This is a genomic window from Allostreptomyces psammosilenae (assembly GCF_013407765.1).
Lineage (GTDB): Bacteria > Actinomycetota > Actinomycetes > Streptomycetales > Streptomycetaceae > Allostreptomyces > Allostreptomyces psammosilenae.
Genome location: NZ_JACBZD010000001.1, coordinates 2,179,818 through 2,202,015, shown reverse-complemented (window position 1 = coordinate 2,202,015; position 22,198 = coordinate 2,179,818). Strand labels below are relative to the sequence as shown.

17 protein-coding genes and 1 pseudogene are annotated in these 22,198 nt (G+C 76.3%); 11 read left to right on the top strand and 7 right to left on the bottom strand.

Going from position 1 to position 22,198, the window contains the following annotated elements:
- Positions 1-2: 2 nt before the first annotated feature.
- Positions 3-3,541: pseudogene (locus FHU37_RS29500) on the bottom strand (AfsR/SARP family transcriptional regulator).
- Positions 3,542-3,725: 184 nt separating this feature from the next.
- On the opposite strand from FHU37_RS29500, the gene FHU37_RS08930 reads away from it, so the two are divergent.
- Positions 3,726-4,487: an SDR family oxidoreductase gene (locus FHU37_RS08930; RefSeq protein WP_179813682.1), complete on the top strand. Its 762-nt coding sequence runs from the start codon at positions 3,726-3,728 to the stop codon at positions 4,485-4,487.
- Positions 4,488-4,610: 123 nt separating this feature from the next.
- Complete coding sequence (gene bluB / locus FHU37_RS08925; RefSeq protein WP_179813681.1) at positions 4,611-6,398, top strand: 5,6-dimethylbenzimidazole synthase; 1,788 nt, start codon at positions 4,611-4,613, stop codon at positions 6,396-6,398.
- Here bluB and FHU37_RS08920 read toward each other — a convergent pair.
- The gene (locus tag FHU37_RS08920) at positions 6,388-7,302 is read right to left on the bottom strand and encodes a diacylglycerol/lipid kinase family protein (protein WP_179813680.1); all 915 of its coding nucleotides are present in this window, start codon (positions 7,300-7,302) and stop codon (positions 6,388-6,390) included. The two genes, bluB and FHU37_RS08920, sit on opposite strands and share 11 nt — an antisense overlap.
- A gap of 208 nt (positions 7,303-7,510) precedes the next feature.
- Between FHU37_RS08920 and FHU37_RS08915 the strand changes: the two genes are divergently transcribed.
- From FHU37_RS08915 to FHU37_RS08900, 4 genes are all read left to right on the top strand, one after another.
- Positions 7,511-9,049 carry a long-chain-fatty-acid--CoA ligase gene (locus tag FHU37_RS08915; protein WP_179813679.1) on the top strand — a complete coding sequence of 513 codons (1,539 nt, stop codon included), beginning with the start codon at positions 7,511-7,513 and terminating at the stop codon, positions 9,047-9,049.
- Positions 9,042-10,811 carry a DUF885 domain-containing protein gene (locus FHU37_RS08910; RefSeq protein WP_179813678.1) on the top strand — a complete coding sequence of 590 codons (1,770 nt, stop codon included), beginning with the start codon at positions 9,042-9,044 and terminating at the stop codon, positions 10,809-10,811. The genes FHU37_RS08915 and FHU37_RS08910 overlap by 8 nt, the downstream gene beginning before the upstream one ends.
- Positions 10,812-10,908: 97 nt before the next feature.
- The gene (locus FHU37_RS08905) at positions 10,909-11,721 is read left to right on the top strand and encodes an SDR family NAD(P)-dependent oxidoreductase (RefSeq protein ID WP_179813677.1); all 813 of its coding nucleotides are present in this window, start codon (positions 10,909-10,911) and stop codon (positions 11,719-11,721) included.
- Between the two features lie 6 nt (positions 11,722-11,727).
- A complete protein-coding gene (locus tag FHU37_RS08900) occupies positions 11,728-12,117 on the top strand; it encodes a VOC family protein (RefSeq protein ID WP_179813676.1) in 390 nt (129 codons plus the stop codon).
- A 45-nt stretch (positions 12,118-12,162) separates the two neighbouring features.
- On the opposite strand, the gene FHU37_RS08895 is transcribed toward FHU37_RS08900, so the two are convergent.
- Both FHU37_RS08895 and FHU37_RS08890 read right to left on the bottom strand, forming a co-directional pair.
- Positions 12,163-12,897 (bottom strand): alpha/beta fold hydrolase, encoded by a 735-nt coding sequence (locus FHU37_RS08895; RefSeq protein ID WP_246449689.1) that lies wholly within the window; start codon positions 12,895-12,897, stop codon positions 12,163-12,165.
- A complete protein-coding gene (locus FHU37_RS08890; RefSeq protein ID WP_179813675.1) occupies positions 12,894-13,604 on the bottom strand; it encodes a DUF305 domain-containing protein in 711 nt (236 codons plus the stop codon). The genes FHU37_RS08895 and FHU37_RS08890 overlap by 4 nt, the downstream gene beginning before the upstream one ends.
- A gap of 153 nt (positions 13,605-13,757) precedes the next feature.
- Here FHU37_RS08890 and FHU37_RS08885 point away from each other — a divergent pair, with 153 nt between their 5' ends.
- From FHU37_RS08885 to FHU37_RS08870, 4 genes are all read left to right on the top strand, one after another.
- Positions 13,758-15,242 (top strand): LVIVD repeat-containing protein, encoded by a 1,485-nt coding sequence (locus FHU37_RS08885; protein WP_179813674.1) that lies wholly within the window; start codon positions 13,758-13,760, stop codon positions 15,240-15,242.
- 793 nt (positions 15,243-16,035) lie between these two features.
- Positions 16,036-16,467 (top strand): hypothetical protein, encoded by a 432-nt coding sequence (locus FHU37_RS08880; protein WP_179813673.1) that lies wholly within the window; start codon positions 16,036-16,038, stop codon positions 16,465-16,467.
- Between the two features lie 119 nt (positions 16,468-16,586).
- Complete coding sequence (locus tag FHU37_RS08875; protein WP_179813672.1) at positions 16,587-17,261, top strand: DUF6766 family protein; 675 nt, start codon at positions 16,587-16,589, stop codon at positions 17,259-17,261.
- Between the two features lie 177 nt (positions 17,262-17,438).
- Positions 17,439-18,248 (top strand): class I SAM-dependent methyltransferase, encoded by an 810-nt coding sequence (locus tag FHU37_RS08870; RefSeq protein ID WP_179813671.1) that lies wholly within the window; start codon positions 17,439-17,441, stop codon positions 18,246-18,248.
- 29 nt (positions 18,249-18,277) lie between these two features.
- Here the strand turns inward: FHU37_RS08870 and erm are convergent, their stop codons facing one another.
- The 3 genes from erm to FHU37_RS08855 all read right to left on the bottom strand — a co-directional run bounded on the left by erm (position 18,278) and on the right by FHU37_RS08855 (position 20,917).
- Positions 18,278-19,210, bottom strand: a complete 933-nt coding sequence (gene erm / locus FHU37_RS08865) for an ErmE/ErmH/ErmO/ErmR family 23S rRNA (adenine(2058)-N(6))-methyltransferase (protein ID WP_179813670.1) — start codon at positions 19,208-19,210, stop codon at positions 18,278-18,280.
- A 495-nt stretch (positions 19,211-19,705) separates the two neighbouring features.
- A complete protein-coding gene (locus tag FHU37_RS08860; RefSeq protein ID WP_179813669.1) occupies positions 19,706-19,879 on the bottom strand; it encodes a hypothetical protein in 174 nt (57 codons plus the stop codon).
- A gap of 282 nt (positions 19,880-20,161) precedes the next feature.
- Positions 20,162-20,917, bottom strand: coding sequence for a TetR/AcrR family transcriptional regulator (locus FHU37_RS08855; protein ID WP_179813668.1), 756 nt, complete (start codon positions 20,915-20,917; stop codon positions 20,162-20,164).
- Between the two features lie 202 nt (positions 20,918-21,119).
- Here FHU37_RS08855 and FHU37_RS08850 point away from each other — a divergent pair, with 202 nt between their 5' ends.
- Positions 21,120-22,121 carry an aldo/keto reductase gene (locus tag FHU37_RS08850; RefSeq protein WP_179813667.1) on the top strand — a complete coding sequence of 334 codons (1,002 nt, stop codon included), beginning with the start codon at positions 21,120-21,122 and terminating at the stop codon, positions 22,119-22,121.
- Positions 22,122-22,198 lie beyond the last annotated feature (77 nt).

Here is a 22,198-nt window from a genome sequence, read left to right as displayed (position 1 = left end):
GCTCACCGCCGCCCGGCCTCCGGCCGGGCCCGGAGCTCCGGCTCCCGCTCCGGCCCCGGCTCCCGCTCCGGTTCCACCTCCCTGGCGTACGCGGCGGCGAAGCCGGCCTCGCCCAGGGCCGCGCGCACGGCCGCCGTGATCCGGTCGACGTCGCCGCGTTCCGCCGGCGGCAGGGGCGCCCCCACGGCGGCGCGGGCCCTGGCGGCGGTCCCCAGCAGTCCGGCCGCGAGCTCGTGGCGTCCCCCCGCCCCGGCCGCGCCGGCCAGCCCCTCCAGCGCCAGGGCGACCGCCCGCGGATCGCCGGTGGCGCGGGCCGCGGCCAGGCCGGCCAGGTGGAGCTCCCAGGCCGCCCCGGCCTCCCCGCGCTGCTCGGCGACGAAACCGAGTTCGGCCAGGATCAGCGCGGTGCCGTTCTCCGCGTCGAACCGGCGGTTCCACTCCAGCCAGGGCCGCAGATACCCCTCCGCCACGTCGAGCAGCCCCCGCCGCCGCGCGCCGAGCCCCAGCCCGACCTCGGCGGACTCCTGCGCCGCCCGGTCCCCGTGCTCGACGGCCAGCCGCCGGCCCCGCCGGTGGAGCTCCTCGGCCGCCGCGTGGTCCCCGCGCAGCAGGGCGATCCGACCGAGTTCCGACCAGCGGGTGGACGCCTCCGTCCACAGGCCCAGCTCCTCGGCCACCCGCAGGCCGTCCCGGTGCCGCCGCTCCGCCTCCGAGTAGTCGCCCGCGATCTCCGCCAGCCGGCCGAGCACCGCGGTCGCCTGGAGCCGTCCCCACCCGTCCCCGGTCTCCCGGAACAGCGCCAGGCTCTCCTCACCGTCCCGGCGCGAGGCCGCCAGCTCCCCCCGCACGTACCGCTGCACGCCGCGCACGCTGAGGCCCGCCGCCACGCCCCAGCGGTCCCCGAGGGCGCGGAAGTCGTCCAGCGAGCGGCGCACCAGTTCCTCACCGACCGCCATGTCACCGAACCGGGTGGCGGCGTACCCGAGGAACCAGCCGGGGCGCGCCCGCTCCGCCGGATCCCGGATGGCCGCGTGGAGCCGCAGCGGGGAGCCGCCCGCTCCCCGGGAGCCCGGCCGGTCGCCGGACAGCAGCGCCATCCCGGCGTGCCAGGCCGCCACGCGGGCCCGACCGGCGGCCTCCCGCGCGGCGGGGCCGTCGCCGTCGGCACCGCCGGCGTGGGCGTCGGGGACGGACAGCGCGGTGGCCATCGAGCGGCGGGCCTCGGTGAGCCGTCCGCGCAGGAACCAGTACCAGGCCATGGCCAGCACCAGCCGCCGGGCGAGCGGCGCGTCGCCGGTGGCGGCCGCGGTCTCCAGCGCCGCGCGGATGTTGGCCGCCTCGACGTCCAGCCGCCGCAGCCACCGCTGCTGGTCGCCGCCGCGCAGGTGGGCGTCGGCCCGCTCGGCGAACGCCGTGTAGTGGCGCGCGTGGGCGCGGCGGAGCTCGTCGTACTCGCCCGCCGGCGCGGCGGCGGACGGGGCGCCGCCCGCGGGGCCGGCTCCGGTGCCGTCCGCCGGGCCGGCGGGGGCGCGCAGCCGCTCCAGGCAGTAGGCGGCCACCGACTCCAGCAGCCGGTAGCGGGGACCGTCGGCGTCGTGGCTGACCACCACCAGGGAGCGGTCAACCAGCCGGGCCAGCAGGTCCACCACCTCGGCGGGCCTGACGCCGCCACCGGAGCAGAGCGCCTCGGCGGCCGGGAGGCCGCAGCCGTCGGAGTGGACGGCCAGCCGGCGCAGCACCGCGCGTTCCGCCGCGGTCAGCAGCTCCCAGCTCCAGTCGATCACCGCCCGCAGGGTCCGCTGCCGTGCCGGGGCGTCCCGCCGGCCGCCGGTCAGCAGCCCGAAGCGGTCGTCGAGCCGCTCGGCGAGCCCGGCCGCGCCGAGCACCCGCACCCGGGTGGAGGCCAGTTCCAGGGCGAGCGGGATCCCGTCCATCCGGCGGCAGATGGTGGCCACCGCCTCGGCGTTCTCCTCGGAGAGGGCGAACCCGGGCGAGGCGGCCGCCGCCCTGGCCACGAACAGCCGGACCGCGCTGGCGCGCATCACCTCCGCGGGCGGGGCCCCGGGGCCGGCAGGTCGAGCGGCGGCACCGGCCACAGCCGCTCACCGGATATGCCCAGCGGTTCCCGACTGGTGGTCAGCACCCGCACGCCGGGCGTGGCGCGCAGCAGCAGCCGGGTCAGCTCCGCCGCCGCGTCCACGACGTGCTCGCAGTTGTCCAGCACCAGCAGGAGCTGCCGGCCGCGCAGGGCGTCGGCCAGCCGGTCCGCCAGGGGGTGCGCGGCGGCGGCCGGGGACGGGCCGGGGCCGGGGCCGGCGTCGTCCCGGATTCCCAGCGTGGCGGCCACCACCCCGGCCAACTCCTCCAACCCCCCGGCCGCCGTTGGCGCCAGATGGGGAGCGCCGCCGGCGGCGGCCTGCGGCGCCCGGACGGGACCGGTCTGCCCGGCGAGCTCCACCAGCCACGCGCCGTCGGCGAACGAGCCGGCCGACGCGCCCGCCACCTCCAGGGCGAGCCGGGTCTTGCCGACCCCGCCGGGACCGGTCAGGGTCACCAGCCGCTCCGCCTCCAGCAGCGCCCGCACCTCGGCCACCGACCGGGACCGGCCGACCAGCGGCGTCACCGGGGCGGGCAGGTTCCCCCGGCGACGCCGCGTCCCGGCGGCCACGGCCGGGGGCCGCGCCGACGCGCCCGACGCGCCCGACGCGCCCGACGCGCCCGGGGCACCCGGGGCGCCCGGGGCGGCGCCGTGGTCGACGGCGCGCGGGGCGTGGGCACCGCCGGCCGGCGCCGCGGCCAGCAGCGCCGGATCCTGACGGAGGACCGCCCCGTGCAGCGCGACCAGCGCGGGGCCCGGCTCCAGGCCGAGCTCCTCGTCCAGGCGGCGGCGCAGGTCCTGGTAGGCCTCCAGGGCCTCGCTCGGCCGGCCGGCGCCGTACAGGGCGCGCATGTGCGCCGCCCGCAGCCGCTCGCGGAGCGGATGGCTCTCCGTCAGCTCCCGCAGTTCGCCGGCGAGCGCGCCGTACTCGCCGAGCCACAGCCGGGTCTCGGCGTACTCCTCCCAGACCAGCAGCCGCCGCTCCTCCAGGCCGGCCGCCGCGGCCCGGGCGAACGGTTCGTCGGCGAAACCGGCGAAGGCCGGCCCCCGCCACCCCGCCAGGGCCTCGGCGAACAGCGCGGCCCGCTCCCGCTGATCGGCGGCGGCGCGGGCGCGGTCGGCGAGCGCGGTGAACCGCCCGGCGTCCACCGCCTCCCCGGACACCCGCAGCAGGTATCCCGGCGGGCGGCGCGCCACCAGCTCCCGTCCCCCGGCGGCGGCCAGCGCCCCGCGCAGCCGGGACACCAGCGTCTGCAGCGCGCCCGCCGGGCGTGCCGGCAGGGCGTCCCCCCACAGGTCCTCCACCAGCCGGTCCGCGGAGACCACCCGCCCCGGCGCGACCAACAGGGCGGCGAGCAGGGCGCGGACCCTGGCCTCCGGCACCGGCACCGGCGTGCCGTCCGCCGCCCACACCGCCAGTGGGCCCAGTACCCCGAAGCGCATGGCAGGCAGCGTAACCCCGGCCCCCGCCGCGGGCCGCCGGGCCGTGGACCGCGGACGGACCGGCAGCGGGCGGACCGACAGCGGACCGAGAGGGAACCGAAGGCCTCCCGCGAGCGCCGCGGCGCACAGTCGTCCCCGTACCACCCGACAACCCTTCAGGCTTCGAGGAAGGAACGAGGACACGATGAGCAGGTTCGCGGGCAAGAAGGCGGTCGTCACCGGCGGAACCCACGGCATGGGGCTGGCGATCGTCAGCGCCCTCCTCGACGGCGGGGCCGAGGTCGTGCTGACCGGACGCGACGAACGGAACCTGGAGGAGGCGCGCAGCGCGCTGAAGGGCCGGGCGGCGCACGCCGTGCGCTCCGACGCCGCCAGCATGGCGGACATCGCGGCGCTGGCCGCGCTCGTCGCCGACCGGCTCGGCCGCGTCGACCACCTCTTCGTCAACCACGGCATCGCGGAGTTCGCCGAGCTCGCGGAGGTCACCGAGGAGTCCTGGGACCGGCACTTCGCCGTCAACGCCAAGGGCGCCTTCTTCACCGTGCAGCACCTGGCGCCGCTGCTGAACGACGGGGGGTCGATCGTGTTCACCACGGTCGCCAACGACGTGGTCTTCCCCGGGCTGAGCGCCTACTCCGCCTCCAAGGAGGCGATGCGGGCGTTCGCGCACGTCCTGGCGGCCGAGCTGCTGCCGAGGAGGATACGGGTGAACTCGGTCGCCCCCGGCTACATCAAGACCCCCTCGATGGGGGTGGCCGGCCTCACCGAGGAGGAGCGCCGGGAGTTCGAGCGGCAGGGCGAGGAGTCGACGCCGCTCAGGCGCAACGGCACGGTGGAGGAGGTCGCCGCGGCCGCCCTGTTCCTGGCCGCCGACGCCACCTTCACCACCAACGTGGAACTCGCCGTCGACGGGGGCTTCGCCCAGGGCCTCCCGGCCGCGCACTGACCCGCCCCCCGCGGGCCCGGCCGCCACCCGGACCGGGCCCGCCGGGGCGGGGCGGCCGGGCCGGCAGGCGGGGCGTCACCCCGGTCCGGCCCCAGGCTGACGAGCGCGTTTAGTGTGGACGCCATGCTCTGGCCCCGCCCCGTCCCCCTCATCGGTGACCCCACCTCCTCCGCCGACCGCGCCTCGGACCCCGCCGCCTGGGCCTTCCCCCCGCAGGCCCGGCAGGCCGCCTACGACGTCATGGCGGCCCGCCGGGACATCCGCCGGTTCCGCCCCGACCCCGTCCCCGAGGAGGTGCTGCGCCGGGTGCTCCAGGCCGGGCACACGGCGCCCTCCGTCGGCCACAGCCAGCCCTGGCGCTTCCTGGTGGTGCGGGACCCCGCGCTGCGCGACCGCGCCGCCTGGATGGCCGAGCGGCACAAGATCTCCCAGGCGGAAGGGCTGGAGCCGGAGGCGGCCCGGCGCCTGCTCGACCTCAAGCTGGACGGGGTGCGCGAGGCGCCGCTCGGGGTGGTGGTCTGCTGCGACCGCAGGGCGCCGGCCGCCGGCGTGCTGGGCCGGGCCACCTTCCCCGACGCCGACGTGTGGTCCTGCGTGGCCGCCGTGCAGAACATCTGGCTGGCCGCGCGCGCGGAGGGACTCGGGCTGGGCTGGGTCACCCTCTTCGACCCCGCCGAGCTGGCCGAACTGCTCGCCCTGCCCGAGGGCGTGGTGACGCTGGGCTGGCTCTGCCTCGGCTGGCCGGACGAGCGCCCGCCGGCACCCGGCCTGGAGCGCCGCGGCTGGTCGCGCCGGATGCCGCTGGAGGAGGTGGTGCTCACCGACCGCTGGCCCGGCGGGCCCGGCACCGCGCCCCCGCCGCCCGTCTCCCACCTGCGCGCCCCGGACCAGGCGGCCGTGGTCGCCCCCCGCGACCGCGCCGACCGGCTGCTCACCGTGCCGGAGTCGCTCGGTGTGCTGGACCGCGCCCTGGACCGGATCCTGGCGCTGCGCCCGGAGGGGGTCTCCGGCGGCCGGCTGGTGCTGGTCGGCGCGGACCACCCGGTCGCGGCGGCCGGCGTGTCGGCGTTCCCCGGCCGGGTGACGGCCGACGTGCTGGGCGCCGCCGTGGCCGGCACCGCGATGGGCGTGGTCGCCGCCCGCGCCGCCGGACTGCGGGCCGTCGTGGTGGACGCCGGGGTCGGGGACGGCCCGGTCCCGGGCGCGGTGCCGGCGCGGCCCCGGGACGCCCGCGGCGACCTGGTGGAGCGGGACGCCCTGACCGCGCGGGACCGGGACGCGCTGGAGGAGGTTGGCCGGACCCTCGGCCGCCAGGCCGCCGCCGACGGCCTGGTGGTGCTCGGCGAGGTGGGCGTCGGCAACACCACGGTGGCCGCCGCCCTCGCCGCCGCCCTGCTCGGCCTGCCCGCCGGCGACGTGGTGGGGCTGGGCTCCGGCGCGGACACGGCGATGGTGGAGCGCAAGAGGGCCGTGGTCGCCGCCGCCCTGGAGCGGCTGCGCGCGGGCGCGGCGGCCGAGCCGGGCGCCGCGGCGGAGCCCGGGAGGGCCGGGGCGGTGCCGCCGGTCGATCCCGGGGCGGCCCTGTGCCGCGTCGGCGGGCCGGAGTTCGCCGTCCTGGCCGGCGTGGTGCGGGGGGCCGCCGAGGAGGGCGGGGTGGTGGTGCTCGACGGCCTGGCGACCGCGGTGGCGGCGCTGCTGGTGGTGCGCCGGGAACCGGCCGTGGCGGCCCATCTGGTGGCTGGTCAGCGCAGCCGGGAGGCCGCCCACCCGCGGGTGCTCACCGCCCTCGGCCTGGAACCCCTGCTCGACCTGCGGCTGCGCGCGGGGGAGGGCGTGGGCGGCTGCCTGGCCGCCGGGCTGCTCCGCGACGGGCTGCGGATCCGCGCCGAGGCGGCCCGGGTCACCGACTGAGCCGGGCCAACCCGGCCGGGGCGCCCGGCGGCAGCGGCACGGTGAGCGCTCCGGGGACGGCGCTGACGGTCAGCGGCAGCGGCCCGACCGGTTCCCCGTCGGCCCAGCCGCCGGACGGCGTCTCCGCGTCGATCCGCACCGTCCGGCACCGCACCACCGTGACCTCCGGCTCGCTCAGGTGGGCGCCCCGGTACAGCCGGGGCGCCACCCGCAGCAGCCGCCGACGGGACACCGGCGCCACCACGGCGACGTCCAGCAGGCCGTCGCCGAGGTCCGCGCCGGCGCACATCCGCACCCCGCCCCCGTAGACCGGCCCGTTGCCCACCGCCGCCAGCAGGCCGCGGAACTCCCAGGGGCGGCCGTCGACCTCCAGCCGGTAGGTGTAGGCGGGCAGCCGGCGCACCCGCCCGGCCAGGGCCGCGGCGTACCGCGCCGAGCCGGGCGGGAACCGCATGTGCCGGGCCCGCCGGGCGACCGCCGCGTCCAGGCCGGTGGCCAGGATGGTCGCGTACCACCGCCCGTCCGCCCGGGCGAGGTCCACGGTGCGGGTGCGGCCGCCCCGCAGGGACGCGGCGAGCTCCTCCGCCGCGCGGGCCATCGCCCCCGGGCCGCCCCGGGGCACCCGGACGCCGAGGGTGCGGGCGGTGTCGTTCCCGGTGCCCACCGGCAGGAGCCCCAGCGGCAGGCCGCTGCCGGCCACCCGCTGCAGCAGGTGGTGGACGGTGCCGTCCCCGCCCACCGCGACCACCGCGTCCGCCGTCGCCTCCAGTTCCCCGACGGCGGGCACGGTGGTGGTGACGCGGACGCCCAGGCCGCGCCGCCGCAGGGCCTCGGTGGCCAGCCGCGCGGCGCGCCCCGCGCCACCGCGTCCGGCCCGGGGATTGACGACCAGCAGGATGCGCACCGCGACACGCTAGCGGCCCGGCCGCGGCAGCAGAACCGTTCGGACGGAACCGCCGGCGCTCCACGCCCCCGTCCGGCACCGGTCCGGGCGACCCGTCGGTAACTTCCCGGCGAAGCCCTCTGGCGCAACCCGGAGCGGGCGGGCAAGCTGGCGTCGCCGCGTCGACCGCGCGAGGGCGGCCGACCGTCCGAGGAAGGGATGAGTCGCCGTGGTGAACATCGCCTCCACGCTGGTGGAGTCCGCCCGCCGGGTCCCGGAGCGCACCGCCGTGCGGCTCGGCCCGCAGGAATGGAGCTACGCCCGGCTGGACGACGCCTCGGCGCGCCTGGCCGGACTGCTGCGCCAGTGGGGCGTGGGCGTCGGCGACCGGGTCGTGCTGATCATGCCCAACGTCCCGGAGTTCGCCTGCCTCTACTACGGCGTGCTGCGCGCCGGAGCGGTGACCGTGCCGCTCAACCCGCTGCTCAAGCAGCGCGAGATCGCCTTCCACGTCACCGACTGCTCCGCCGCCGTGGTCCTCACCGGCCCGATGACCGCCGACGCCGCCGCGCGCGCCGTGGCCGACCTCGACGGGGTGCGCCTGGTGACCGTCGACGAGGAGTTCGCCGGACTGCTGGCCGACGCCGACCCGCTGGCCGAGGTCGCCGAGCGCGCCGGGGACGACCTCGCCGTGCTGCTCTACACCTCCGGCACCACCGGGAGCCCCAAGGGCGCGATGCTCTCGCACGCCAACATCGGGGGGAACATCGAGGTGTTCCGGCGCCTGATCGACGCCACCGAGGACGACGTCTTCTTCGGCGGGCTGCCGTTCTTCCACTCCTTCGGCCAGACCTGCGCCCTCGGCACCGCCGTCGCCGTCGGCGCCCAGGTCACCCTGCTGCCCCGGTTCGACCCGGCACGGGCCCTGGAGGTGGTGCAGCGCGACCGCGTCACCGTCTTCGAGGGCGTGCCCACCATGTACACCGCGATCCTCCACGCGCCCGGCCGCGAGCGGTACGACGCGTCCTCGCTGCGCATCGCCGTCTCCGGCGGCTCCGCGCTGCCGGTCGAGGTCCTGCACGGCTTCGAGAGCGCCTTCGGCGTCGCCCTGCTGGAGGGGTACGGCCTGTCCGAGACCTCCCCCGTGGTCGCCTTCAACCGCACCGACCTCGAGCGCGTACCCGGGTCGGTCGGGCTGCCGGTCGACGGCGTCCGGACCCGCGTCGTCGGCCCCGACCTCGCCGACGTCGCCCCCGGCGAGGTCGGCGAGCTGCTGGTCAGCGGGCCCAACGTGATGCTCGGCTACTGGGGGCGCCCCGAGGCCACCGCCGGGGTGATGGCCGGCGAGTGGTTCCGCACCGGCGACCTGGTCCGCCAGGACGAGACCGGCCGGATCCACGTCGTCGACCGCAGCAAGGACGTCATCATCCGCGGCGGCTACAACGTCTACCCGCGCGAGGTCGAGGAGGTGCTCTACGAGCACCCCGCCGTGGCCGAGGCCGCCGTCGTCGGCGTCCCGGACGAGCGGTGGGGCGAGGAGGTCGCCGCCGTCGTCGTGCCGCGCCCCGGGGCCACCGCCAAACCAGAGGAACTCGTCGAGTGGGTGCGCGAACGCGTCGCCGCCTACAAGTACCCCCGCCGGGTGGCGCTCGCCGAGGCCCTCCCCAAGGGCCCCACCGGAAAGATCCTCAAGCGCTCCATCGACCGCTCCCCCCTCGTCGCCGAGCAGCCCGACTCCCCGGTGCGCCAGGATGAGGCCCATGGCTGACACCACATCGCACCAGCCCCGACCCTCGCACCGACCGGACCACGACGGAACCGACCGGGTCGACCGCAAGACCCCGCGCGCGCTCGCCGACGCCTACCTGGACGCCTACGGCGAACTCGACCCGATCGCCGCCACCCACTACGGAACCCGCCCCGGCGACCACCGGCTGCCGGACCTCTCCCCGGCCGGACAGGAGGCCGTCGCCGCACTCCAGCGGGCCACCCTCACCCGACTGGCCGAGCTGGAGCGGGACACCGCCCCCGCCGCCGACCCGGCCGACGCCGAGGCCACCGCCGAACGGCGCTGCGCCCGCCTGCTGCGCGAACGGCTGACCGCCGCCCTGGCCGTCCACGACGCCGGGGAGGGCCTGCGCCGCCTCGGCAACCTCGGCTCGCCGCTGCACCGGATCCGCGACGTGTTCACCCTGATGCCCACCGACACCCCCGAGGACTGGTCGGTGGTCGCCGCCCGGATGCGGCACGTCCCCGGAGCACTCGACGGCTACCGCGCGTCCCTCGCCGAGGGCCTGGCCCGCGACCTGCCCGCCGGGCCGCGCCAGGTCGCCACCGTCGTCGACCAGCTCGGCGAGTGGCTCGGCGAGACCGGCGGGGACGGCCGCGACTGGTTCACCGCCCTCGTCGACGCCGGCCCGCCGCGGCCGCGCGACGACCTCACGGCCGCCGCCGGCCGGGCCGCGGCGGCCGTCGCCGACCTCCGGGACTGGCTGCGCGACCGCTACGCCCCGGCCGTCGCCGGCGCGCCCGACGTGGTCGGCGCGGACCGCTACGCGCTGTGGGCCCGCCAGCACACCGGCGCCGACCTGGACCTGGCGGAGGCGTACGCCTGGGGCTGGGAGGAGTTCCACCGCATCGCCGCCGAGATGTGCGCCGAGGCCGACCGGGTGCTCCCCGGCGCCGGCACCCCGGCCACCCTCCACCACCTGCGGACCTCCGGCACCGCCATCGACGGCGTCCCGGCCGTCCGCGCCTGGTTGCAGCGACTGACCGAGGAGGCCATCGACGCACTGGACGGAGTCCACTTCGACCTGGCGGCGCCCCTGCACCGGGTGGAGACCCTGATCGCCCCGCCCGGAACCGCCGCCGCCCCCTACTACGCCTCCCCGCCGCTGGACTTCTCCCGCCCGGGCCGCATCTACCTGCCCACCATGGGCCTGCAACGCTTCCCGATCTGGGACCTCGTCAGCACCTGGTACCACGAGGGCGTGCCGGGCCACCACCTCCAGCTGGCCCAGTGGGTGCTGGTGGCCGACCGGCTCTCCCGGTACCAGGTGACCGTCGGCATGGTCTCCGCCAACGTCGAGGGATGGGCCCTGTACGCCGAACGGCTGATGGACGAGCTGGGCTTCCTCACCGACCCCGAACGCCGCCTCGGCTACCTCGACGCCCAGATGCTGCGGGCCCTGCGGGTCATCCTGGACATCGGCATGCACCTGGCACTGCCCATCCCCGCCGGCAGCGGCTTCCACGAGGGCGAGCGGTGGACCCCGGCGCTCGCCCGGGAGTTCTTCGGCCGGCACTGCGGGCTGCCACCGGACTACCTCGACAGCGAGCTCGTCCGCTACCTGGGTCTGCCCGGCCAGGCCATCGGCTACAAGCTCGGCGAGCGGGCCTGGCTGCGCGGCCGCGAGCGGGCCCGCCGGGCCCACGGCGCGGCCTTCGACCTGAGGGCCTGGCACATGGCCGCCCTCTCCTCCGGCTCACTCGGCCTCGACGACCTCGAGGACGAGCTGGCCGCCCGGTGACCGCCGGCCGCCACCGACCGGCGGCCTCCCGGCGTCCCCCCGGTGGCGCGCCGCGCCGCCGGGGAGCACGGCCCCGACAACCTCTAGGCTGGCGATCATGAGAAGGATTGGTACCGCCCTGGTGACCGGCGCCTCCAGCGGGATAGGCGTGGAGTTCGCGCGGCAACTCGCCCAGCGACGCTGCTCCGTGGTGCTGGTGGCACGCCGCACCGAACGGCTGGAGCAGCTCGCCGCGGAGCTGCGCTCGCGACACGGCGTGACCTGCGAGGTGATCGCCGCCGACCTCACCGCCGACGACGACCTCGCCCGCGTCGAGGAACGGCTCAGGGACCCCGAGCGCCCCGTCGACCTGCTGGTCAACAACGCCGGGGTGGCCTTCGGCGGCCCGGTCGTGAAGACCTCCGCCGAGGAGCACGACACCCTGCTGCGCCTGAACGTGCGCACCCCGGTGCTGCTGGCCCGCGCCGCGGCCGAGACCATGGCCGGCCGCGGCGGCGGCGCCGTCATCAACGTGGCCTCGATGGCCGGCATGATCCCCGGCGCCCCCTACAGCGCCGCCTACGCCGCCTCCAAGGCGCACCTGCTGTCCTTCACCCAGGCCCTGGCCACCGAGGCGCGCTCGCGCGGCGTCCGGGTGGTCGCCCTGTGCCCCGGGTACGTCCGCACCGAGATGACCGAGGGGGTGCAGGCGGCGGGCCTGCCGGGCGTCGTCTGGGTGCCGGTGGAGCGGGTCGTCCGGGAGTCGCTGCGGGCGCTGGCCACCGGCCGGACCGTGGTCGTGCCGGGGCTGCAGTACAAGGCGGTGCACGCCCTGGCGGAGGCGCTGCCGACGCCCGTGCTCAGGGCCCTGCTGGCCCGCACCATCGGCCGGGTGCGCAACGACGCGCTGGGGAAGCCCCAGGGAGGATGATCGAGCGTGGTCCACGTCCTCGGTAGCCGGGTGCTGATCCGGCCCACCGACCTCGAGCGCAGCCGCGTCTTCTACCGCGACACGCTCGGGCTCGCCATCTACCGGGAGTTCGGCCAGGGCCCCTCCCGGGGCACGGTCTTCTTCCTCGGCGGCGGGTTCCTGGAGGTCTCCGGCGCCGGGGAGCGCCCGCCCGACCCGGACGCGGTGCGGCTGTGGCTCCAGGTCGACGACGTCGCCGCGGCGCACCGGGAACTGCTCGCCCGCGGCGTCACCGTGCTGCGGGAGCCCCGGCGGGAGCCCTGGGGGCTGCTGGAGATGTGGATCGCGGATCCGGACGGGCTGCGCCTGTGCGTGGTGGAGGTGCCGGCGGACCATCCGCTCCGTCACCGTCCGTGACCGGCCGGGCCGGGCCCCGGGCGGTGGTGCCCGGGGCCCGGCCGCTCAGGCGAGCGGCGGCGCCGGGGCGGCCTCCCGGTCGCGCAGCAGGGGGCCGAGCGCGTCGACGAAGCCGAGCGGGTCGCTGGCGTGCACCTGGTGACCGCGCGGCAGGGTCACTAACCGGCAGTTCGGGATGCGGTCGGCCATGGCCGCCAGCAGTCCCTGCGACAGGTGGCTGCCCGACCCCCCGGCGACCAGCAGCGAGGGCGCCTGGATCCGGACCAGGCCGTCCCACCAGGCCGGGTCGGGGGCGTTGCGCTGCGCGGTGATGGCCGGGACCACCGCCCAGTCGAAGGGCGGATCGCTCTGCGGCCGCGGTGGCACCTGCCGCGGCGGGCTGGCCGGGAGCGGGGGCGGCGGCTCCTCCATCACCAGGGAACCCACCGCGCCGGGGGAGTGCTGCGCCACCAGGGCGGCCACCAGGCCGCCCAGCGAGTGCCCGACCAGCATGGGGCGGCGCAGCCCGAGCGCGGCCAGCAGGCCGACGACGTCCTCCCGCATCAGCTCGAAGGAGTACCGGCCCGGGCGGTCGCTGTCGCCGTGGCCGCGCAGGTCCACGGCGTGCACCCGCCGCCGGTCGGCGAGCGCCCGGGCGACCCGGATCCAGTCGAGGGAGGACTCGCCCATCGCGTGCAGCAGCACCACGGGCGGCGCCTGCTCGGGGCCGACGACCCGGTAGGCGATCCGGGGGCCGGAGTCCAGGCGGACCCGGCGCACCTCCTCGAAGGCCTCCATCATCGCGCCACCATGTCCCTCATCCGGTCGATCTCCACGGACTGGATGGCGATGACCTCCTGCGCCATCTCCTCGACCTGGAAGTGCGCCCCGCGCACCAGCACGTCGGTGGCCATGGTGACGGCGCCCTGGTGGTGCGTCGACATCAGCTCCACGAACAGCGCGTCGAACTCCTCGCCGGTGGAGTCGGCGAGGCGGGCGAGTTGTTCCGGGGTGGCCATGCCGGGCATGTCGGCGTGGCCGGAGTGGGGTGGGGCGGAGTCGTGGCCGGCGTCCTCGTGGCCGGCGTCCTCGTGGGCGTGGCCGTCGCCGGCGGGGGCGTTCTGCTCCAGCCAGGCGCGCATGGTCTCGACCTCCGGTCCCTGGGAGGCGATGATCCGTTCGGCCATGGCGGTGACGTCGGCGTTCTCGGTGCGGTCGGCGGCCAGGGAGGCCATCTCCAGGGCCTGTTCGTGGTGCGGGATCATCATCTCGATGTACTCGACGTCGGCCGTCGTCACCCTCGGAGGCTCGGGGGAGACCTGGTCCGCCGGCAGGGTGCTGGCGTCCTCGCCCGGGCGACCCGGCACGATGACCGGGTTGGTCGCCGTGGCGGCGGGGGGTGTGGCCGCCGCGGCGGCGTCGGCCGTGCCGCTGTCCGAGGTACAGGCGGTCAGCGACAGCGGGACGAGCAGCAGGGCGGCGGCGGTCAGTGCTCTCAGGCGCTCCATGTCAAGGGACCGTAACGGTCGGACCGCACGCTGGAAAGCCCAGTCGTGTTACCAGGCGGTAACCTGACGTATCGAAGATGTATCACGAAATCCCCTGCCCTTGATCGCCTGTCAGTTGTCATACTTATATGGATCCCACATGTAGTCATGCTCATGACTTCCCTGAAGGGAACCGATTTGACAACGCGTCATCGATGGACCCGTCCGCGCCTGGCCGCCACCGTGGCCTCGGCGGCGGCCCTCACGCTCGCGGTGGGCGTTACGGCGCCCGCCGCGGCGTCGGAGCTGTACCCGTCGCCCTCGCCCGCCGCCGTCACCGCGGCCGACATCCCGGCCGTGGACGAGATCGTCAGCAGTGACAACATGGAGATCGTGGCGAACCTGCCGAAGCCGGCCGGGTTCGACGCCACCAACGCGCTCAACTCCGACCTGGCCTTCCAGGGCGACTACGCGTTCTCCGGCAACTACAACGGCTTCGCGATCTACGACATCAGCAACCCGAAGCGGCCGGAGCTGGTCAGCCAGGTGCTGTGTCCGGGCGGGCAGAACGACGTCGCGGTGACCGGGGACCTGCTGTTCCTGTCCACCGACTCCTCGCGCAGCGACAACTCGTGCAACAGCGTGAGCCAGTCCGCGGCGATCAAGGAGTCGTGGGAGGGCATCAAGATCTTCGACATCTCCGACAAGGAGAACCCGCGCTACGTCGCGGCCGTCGAGACCGCCTGCGGCTCGCACACCCACACCCTGGTGCCGGACAAGTACGGCAAGGACGTGTACCTGTACGTCTCCTCGTACTCGCCGAGCACGGCCTTCCCCGACTGCCAGCCGCCGCACGACGGCATCTCCATCATCAAGGTGCCGCTGCACAACCCGGCCGCCGCGGGCGTCGTGAACTTCCCCAACCTCTTCCCGGACGGCGGCAACCCCGGAGCGCCGGTCAACCCGGGCGTCTCCGCCACCACGGGCTGCCACGACATCACGGTCTTCCCGTCCAAGGACCTCGCGGCCGGCGCCTGCATGGGCGACGGCATCCTGCTGGACATCTCCGAGCGGGACAACCCGCGGGTGATCGAGCGGGTCCAGGACAACGTCAACTTCGCCTTCTGGCACTCGGCCACCTTCAACAACACCGGCACCAAGGTCGTCTTCACCGACGAGCTCGGCGGCGGCGGCGCGGCCACCTGCAACGCCGCGGTCGGCCCGACCCGGGGCGCCGACGGCGTCTACGACATCACCGGCCGGGGCACCAACCTGAACCTGGAGTTCCGCTCCTACTTCAAGATCCCGCGCGAGCAGGCCTCCACCGAGAACTGCGTCGCCCACAACGGCTCGCTGATCCCGGTCCCCGGGCGGGACATCATGGTCCAGGCGTGGTACCAGGGCGGCGTGTCCGTGTGGGACTTCACCGACTCCGCCAACCCGGTGGAGATCGGCTGGATCGACCGCGGCCCCGTCTCCGACACCACGCTGATCACCGGCGGCCCGTGGTCGACGTACTACTACAACGGGTACATCTACAGCAACGAGATCCAGCGCGGCTTCGACGTCATCCAGATCAACGACCCGCGCACCAACCCGGCCCGCGGCGTCCGCTACGACGAGCTCAACGTGCAGACCCAGCCGGTCTTCCGGCGCTGACCCGGCACCCGGTCCGGCGACCTCCGCCGGACCGGAGACGGTGACGCCGACCCGAGGCCCCGCGCAGCCGCGCGGGGCCTCGGGCTGTCGCGTGGGGGCCGGGGCTGTCGCGTGCGGGCGTCGGGCTGTTGCGTGGGGGCCGGGGCTGTCGCGTGCGGGCTGCGGCTGTCCCGTGGGGCGTTGGGCTGGCGCGTGCGCGCTCGGACTGTCGCGCGGCCTGAGGCTGTTCGCGCGACCTCGGGGCGGGGCGGAGTTATCCACAACCCGTACGTGGGGGCTGCGCCGCGTGATCGGCCCATGGGATCCTGAAACAGGGGGTCCCCCCAGATCCACGGGTGGTTTGCGTGGGCATGACTGGCATGTTCCTGGCATGCGCCTTCTTCCTGGCATGCGTCTTCCTGGCATGCGTCTTCCTGGCATGCTCTCCGCGCTATGTGCCCCGCGTGCGTGCATGTGAGATGCGCGTGATGCGTCAGATGTACGAGATGTGCGTAGACACGTGAGATACGCGCGATGGGTGTGCTGTGCGTGCTGCCCATGCTGCGTGTGGTGCCCATGAAGCGTGAGATGGGTTTGATGCGCGCACGGAGCCGGGTGACACGCGTGGTGCGGGCCGGGCGTGTTCCAGTCGTGCCGCGTCCCGCGCCCGGGCCGCGCCCGGGCGGGCGCCCCGCCGGGATTGATCTTCGGCGCCCCGGGTAGTCGCCGATGGCGGACGTCCGGCCGCCGGGCGTCGGCGCGGGCCGCACGGCCGTGCGGCGTGGCGACGAGGACGCGCGGGAGGTGGTGGGCGGTGCCAGGGCCCCCTCGTCACGCGTCGGTCGCGGCCGTCGCGCTGGCCGCCTCGCTCGCCCTGACCGCCTGCGGCGGGCTGGACCAGCGCCGCCAGGCCGCCGCCGAGGCCGCCACCGCGTTCGCCGTCGCCCTGCGCGCAGGCGACGGCCCCGCCGCCTGCGCCCTGCTCGCCCCAGGCACCACCGAGGAACTGGAGAGCGAGGCCGAGGCGCCCTGCGCCACGGCGCTGCCCGAGGAGGAACTGCCCGTTCCCGCCGACCCGGCGGTCACCGTCCGCCGGGTCGACGTGCACGGCCGGGCGGCCAGGGTGGTGCTGGCCGACGACACCCTCTTCCTCGCCTCCTTCGACGCCGGCTGGCGGGTGACCGCCGCGGGCTGCCAGCCCCGCCGTCCCGACCGTCCCTACGACTGCCGGATCAAGGCCGGGTGACGCCGATGAGAACCATGTTCACCGCCTACCTGGTGCTGATCCTGGGCGGCCTGGCCTACTTCGTCGCCGTGGGGCTGATGCAGCGCTGACCGCGCGACCGAGACGGGAGGTGACGGAGGATGCGCCGATTCCTGCGGGAGAACAGCCTGGGCCTGGCGTTCGGCCTGGCCTTCCTGCTCACCCTGGCGGCCCAGGCCGTCGCCGGGCAGGCGGAGTACAACAACCAGTTGCTCAGCGAGGGGCTGCAGCCGGTGGACATGGCGACCTACCTGGGCTCCTCGGACTTCGCTGCGGACGTGACCGAGAACTGGCAGTCCGAGTACCTCCAGTTCTTCCTGTACATCTTCGGCACGGTCTGGCTGCTGCAACGCGGATCCCCCGAGTCCAAGAGCCTGGACCGGGTCGGCTGGGAGAGCGACCGGGAACAGATGGTCGGCCCGCACGCCGTCCCCTCCTCGCCCCGCTGGGCGTCGGCGGGCGGACTGCGCCAGGCCGTCTACAGCCACTCCCTCGGCCTGGTGATGGGGCTGATCTTCCTCGGTTCGTGGTTCGCCCAGTCGGTCAGCGGCGCCGCCGCCTACAACGAGCAGCAACTGCGGCAGTTCCAGGCGCCGGTCTCCTGGTTCGAGTACCTGGGCTCCGCCGACTTCTGGAGCCGCACCCTGCAGAACTGGCAGTCCGAGCTGCTGGCCATCGCCTCCATGGCGGTGCTCGCCATCTACCTGCGCCAGCGCGGCTCCCCGGAGTCCAAGCCGGTGGGCGCCGCGCACGCCTCGACGGGCGTCGAGGGCTGATCCGCCCACCCCCACCGGAGGCCGGGCACCTCCCATGCGGGCGACATCGAACCGTTATCGAGTGAGGCCGGGCCGCGGCGCGGTCGTGTCCGCATCCTGGAACGCCGTCTCGTGTGGTGAGAAGCCGGCGGTAGGGTCCCGGTATCCGACGGCGGCTCGGTGGGAGAGGGGAACCCGATGGCGGACCGGCAGGCGATCTACACGCACGGGCAGCACGAGAGCGTGCTGCGCTCGTACCGGTGGCGAACGGCGGAGAACTCGGCGGCCTACCTCCTGCCGCACCTGCGGCCCGGGATGTCGCTGCTGGACGTCGGTTGCGGCCCGGGCAGCGTCACCGTCGACCTGGCCGAGCGGGTGGCCCCGGGGCGGGTGGTGGCCGTGGACGGCGCCACCGAGGCGCTGGAGCAGGCGGCCCGGACGGCGGCCGGGCGCGGCCTGGAGCACCTGGAGTTCGCCGTCGCCGACGCGCACGCCCTCGACTTCCCCGACGACACCTTCGACGTCGTCCACGCCCACCAGGTGCTCCAGCACGTCACCGACCCGGTGCAGGTGCTGCGGGAGATGCGCCGGGTCTGCCGGCCCGGTGGCGTCGTCGCGGTGCGCGACGTCGACTTCGGCGCCTCGGCCTGGTACCCGGAGGTCCCGGCCGTGCGGGACTGGCTCTCGCTGTACCACCGGGTCGCCCGCGGCAACGGCGGTGAGCCCCACGCGGGCCGGCGGCTGCTCTCCTGGGCGCGCGCCGCCGGCCTGACCGACGTCACCGCCTCCGCCTCCACCTGGTGCTTCGCCACACCCGCGGACCGCCGGTGGTGGGGAGGTTCCTGGAGCGAGCGCACCCTCCGGTCGTCCGTCGCCGAGCGGGCACTGGCCGCCGGCTACGCCACCACGGACGACCTGGAGCGGATGGCGGCCGGCTGGCGGGAGTGGAGCGCCGCGGAGGACGGCTGGTTCGTCGTCCTCCACGGCGAGATCCTCGGCCGGAAGTGACCCCGGCCGGGGCGGACCCTACCCGGGCCTCACCAGCGTGGCGCGGCCCGGCGGGGGCGTCGCCGGCTCTCGGCCGGCGGCTCCAGCCGACGGAAGAGCGCCACCCACTGGTCCGGGTGCACGTGCCCGACCACCGCCCCCCGCTCAACCCCGCAGGCGGCCAGGGCGGCGGCCACCCGGTCGGTCGGGTACCGACGGCACAGCGAGGCGAACAGCGAGCCGCCCACCCCGGTGAACCCGTACTCGACCAGGGCGCGGTACCGCGCGGCGTCCGGGGCGGGGAGCAGCGGGACGGGCCGCCGCTCCAGGCGCAGCAGCCCGGAGTCCACCCGCGGCACCGGCCGGAACCGTCGGCGGTCGATCCTGCCGAGCAGCCTCCAGTGGAACTCCGGCCAGGTCCGCACGGTGAGCAGTGACCACCGACCGTAGTCGCCGGTCCGCTTGCGCGCGTACTCCCACTGGGTGACCAGGGTCGCCGCGGTCAGTCCCGGGGCGCGCAGGCACCAGTCCACGACGTCGGAAGTGATGGCGTAGGGGATGTTGCCCACCACGGCGAACGGCTCGGCCGGCGGGACCGCCGCCCGGAAGTCGCCGTGGACCACTCGCACCCGCCGCCACGGGCCGCCGGCCGCCCGGCGGGCCCGCAGCCGGTCGGCGAGGCGCGGGTCGAGCTCGTACGCCTCGACCGCCCGGCAGACGGCGGCGAGCCGGACGGTGAGCGGACCCTCCCCGGCCCCGACCTCCAGCACCAGGTCGTCGGGGCCGAGTGCGGCGGCGCGCACGACGCGGTGCACGGTCTCGGCGTCCCGCAGGAAGTTCTGTGACAGTTCCCGCCGTGCGCGGTCGCGCGCCGTGCGGGCGGGAGCCTTCGCCGCCCACCCGTCGTGGGCGCCGGGGCGTGGCTGGGCGGAGGGGCGGTTGTTCGGGTGCGCCCCGGAGGGCGTGAGACGTTCTGGCCGCACGGCCGTGTCCTCTCCTGCCGGGCCCGCGGCGGGCACCGGCGGTGGGAGGACAGGGGTACGGGCGGCGCCCGCCCGGCGGGCCGGGCGGCCGGCGCGAGTGCGCGGGGCGCGTGGCCACGGGCGGGCCGCGGGGGAGCGGCGCGGGCGTCACGACGACGGCTCCGGCGGCACGGCGGCGCACCACCCACCCCCCGCCGCGGCACCGGAACGCCGACACACCGGTACGCCGATGCGCCGACACGTCGGCAAGCCGACGCGGCGACAGGGCGATGCGGCGTGGTGGGCGCGCGGGGCGGCCTCGCCGGCCCGACCGGTCGGGCCGGCACGACGGGGGATGGGCAGGGAGCGTCGGTGCCCCCGCCGAGGCCCGTACACCTGTCCTGCAGGTTCGACGGAGGTCCTCGACGGCCCTGGGCACACGGGGGGGCAGGCCGGGGTCACCCCTCACCGCGGCGGGCGAGGGGGCGGGCCGGCACCACCCGGGGGCGGTGCGGCTCAGACGTCGGCGCTGGTGGCCCCGCGGGCCAGGGCGCGGTGCCGTGGCCGCCAGCGCCGGAGCGCCAGTGGGCTCCAGCGGTGGCTCGCGACGGCACCGGGGCACTCGCGGGTCAGGCCAACGAAGAAGGCGGCGTTGGCGCCGAAGCACGCGCACACGGGAGGCGTCTCCATCCGGACCGCCGTGCCGGGGCGGCGGCGGTCAAAGGGCGAGGGGGCTGGGGCGGCCGTCGAGGGCCGCCGGGCGGTCCGCCGGACCGTCGGGCGCGGCCGGGGTCGGCCGATCGCCCCTGGTCAGCGCAGGCGCACGCCGTTCGGTGGAGGCAGCATGGGGATCACGCTACGGCGGCCGTCCGGGCCCGGACAACCGATTTTCCGCCCGCCGCCGCTCGCCCCACCGGACGGCCGGATGGCGGGCGGCCGGATCGCGGGCGACCGGAACTCAGGCGGGCGCGGTCAGCCGGCGCCGCCCCGCGGGCCGTGGGCCAGCCGCCCCAGCCACTCGCGCAGCAGCGCCACCTCCGCCCCGCTGAAGCCACCCGGCGGATCCCCGGGATCCAGCGACGCCTGGAGCGCCACGACCGCCCGGGCCATGGGCGCGGAGAGCGCGGCGCCCTCGGCGGACGGCTCCTCGGGACCGGTCCGCCCCTCCCCGCCGGTGGTGACGGCGGCCAGCACGGCCTCGCGGGTGCGCTCCGAAAGGTCGCCGTGCGACGCCTCCGGGGTGCCCAGCAGGGTGAAGGTGACCCCGATCCCGGCCGCGAACACCATCCCGGCCGCCTCCTCCACGGGCACCCGCAGCCGGCCGGCGCGCGCCGCCGTGCGGACCATGTCCAGCAGCAGCACGTAGGACTCCTCCGCCGCCGCGGAGCGGCGCCCGGAGGGCTGCGGGCCGTACATCAGGGCGTAGAACGTGGGGTGGGACAGGCCGAAGCCCACGTGCAGGTCCCAGCCGCGCCGCATGTCCTCCACCGGGTCGCCGGTGCGGGCCATGGCGCGCTTGTCCGCGAGGTAGCGCTCGAAGCCGTAGGCGACCACCGCGTTCAGCAGACCCCGCTTGTCACCGAAGTGGTGGTACAGGGTCGGGGCGCCGATGCCGGCGGCGGCGCAGACCGCGCGGGTGGAGACCGGTTCGCCGCCGGACTCGGCCAGCAACCGCGCCGCCACCTGGAGGATTCTCTCGCGCGTGTCGCCGTCCTTGGTCGCCGTCATGACATCGATGGTACAGATCATGGTCTAGCGCTGGTTCCGCCCCCTCCGCCGGCCACCCGGCAGGCTCGGGGGCGCGCGTCCGCCGCGGCGCGTGGCTCGCGCTTGCGGTGGAGTGCGCTCCAAGTGCGACGGTGGATCCCGAAGGCGCCGCGGGGCGTTCCCCGCGGGGCCGACCCCGCATTCCTCGGAAGGACTACGCGTGATGCAGCAGCGCACACTCGGCACCCAGGGCCTGACCGTCTCCGCCCAGGGCCTCGGCTGCATGGGCATGAGCTTCGCTTACGGCCCGGCGGACCAGGACCAGGAGGAGGCCGTCGCCACCCTCCACCGCGCCCTCGACCTGGGCATCACCTTCCTCGACACCGCCGACCTCTACGGCCCCTGGACCAACGAGCGGCTGGTCGGCACCGCGATCCGGGGCCGTCGCGACGAGGTGGTCATCGCCACCAAGTTCGGCGCCCAGGAGATCGACGACGACGGCAACCCCACCGGGCGGGTCAACGGCTCCCCGGAGTACCTGCGCAAGGCGCTGGACGGCTCGCTGCGCCGGCTCGGCGTCGACCACGTCGACCTGTACTACCAGCACCGGGTGGACCCGTCCGTGCCGGTGGAGGAGACCTTCGGCGCCCTCGGCGAACTCGTCCGGGCCGGCAAGGTGCGCTACCTCGGCATCTCCGAGGCGGCCCCGGAGACCATCCGCCGGGCCCACGCCGAGCACCCGCTCAGCGCCGTGCAGACGGAGTACTCCCTGTTCACCCGGGACGTCGAGGAGGACGGCGTGCTGGCCACGGTCCGCGAGCTGGGCATCGGCTTCGTGCCGTACAGCCCGCTCGGCCGGGGCTTCCTCTCCGGCACCATCCGCACCCCGGAGGACCTGCCGGCGGGCGACTGGCGGCGCACCAACCCGCGCTTCCAGGGCGAGAACTTCCAGCGCAACGTCGCCCTGGCGGACCGCGTGCGGGAGCTCGCCGAGGCCAGGGGGGTCACCCCCGGGCAGCTCGCCCTGGCCTGGGTGCTCGCCCAGGGCGACGACATGGTGCCGATCCCGGGCACCAAGCGCCGCCGCTACCTGGAGGAGAACGCCGCCGCCAGCGACATCGTGCTCACCGCCGACGACCTGCGGGAGCTCGACGCCGCCGCGCCGCGCGGCGCCGCCGCCGGCTCCCGCTACGACGAGACCGGGATGCGCGCCGTCCGGATCTGACCGGCCGCCGCCCGCCGGAGACGGCGCGCCCGGCCCGGGCCGGACCGCCCGCGGGGGGCGGTCCGGCCCCGGCGTTC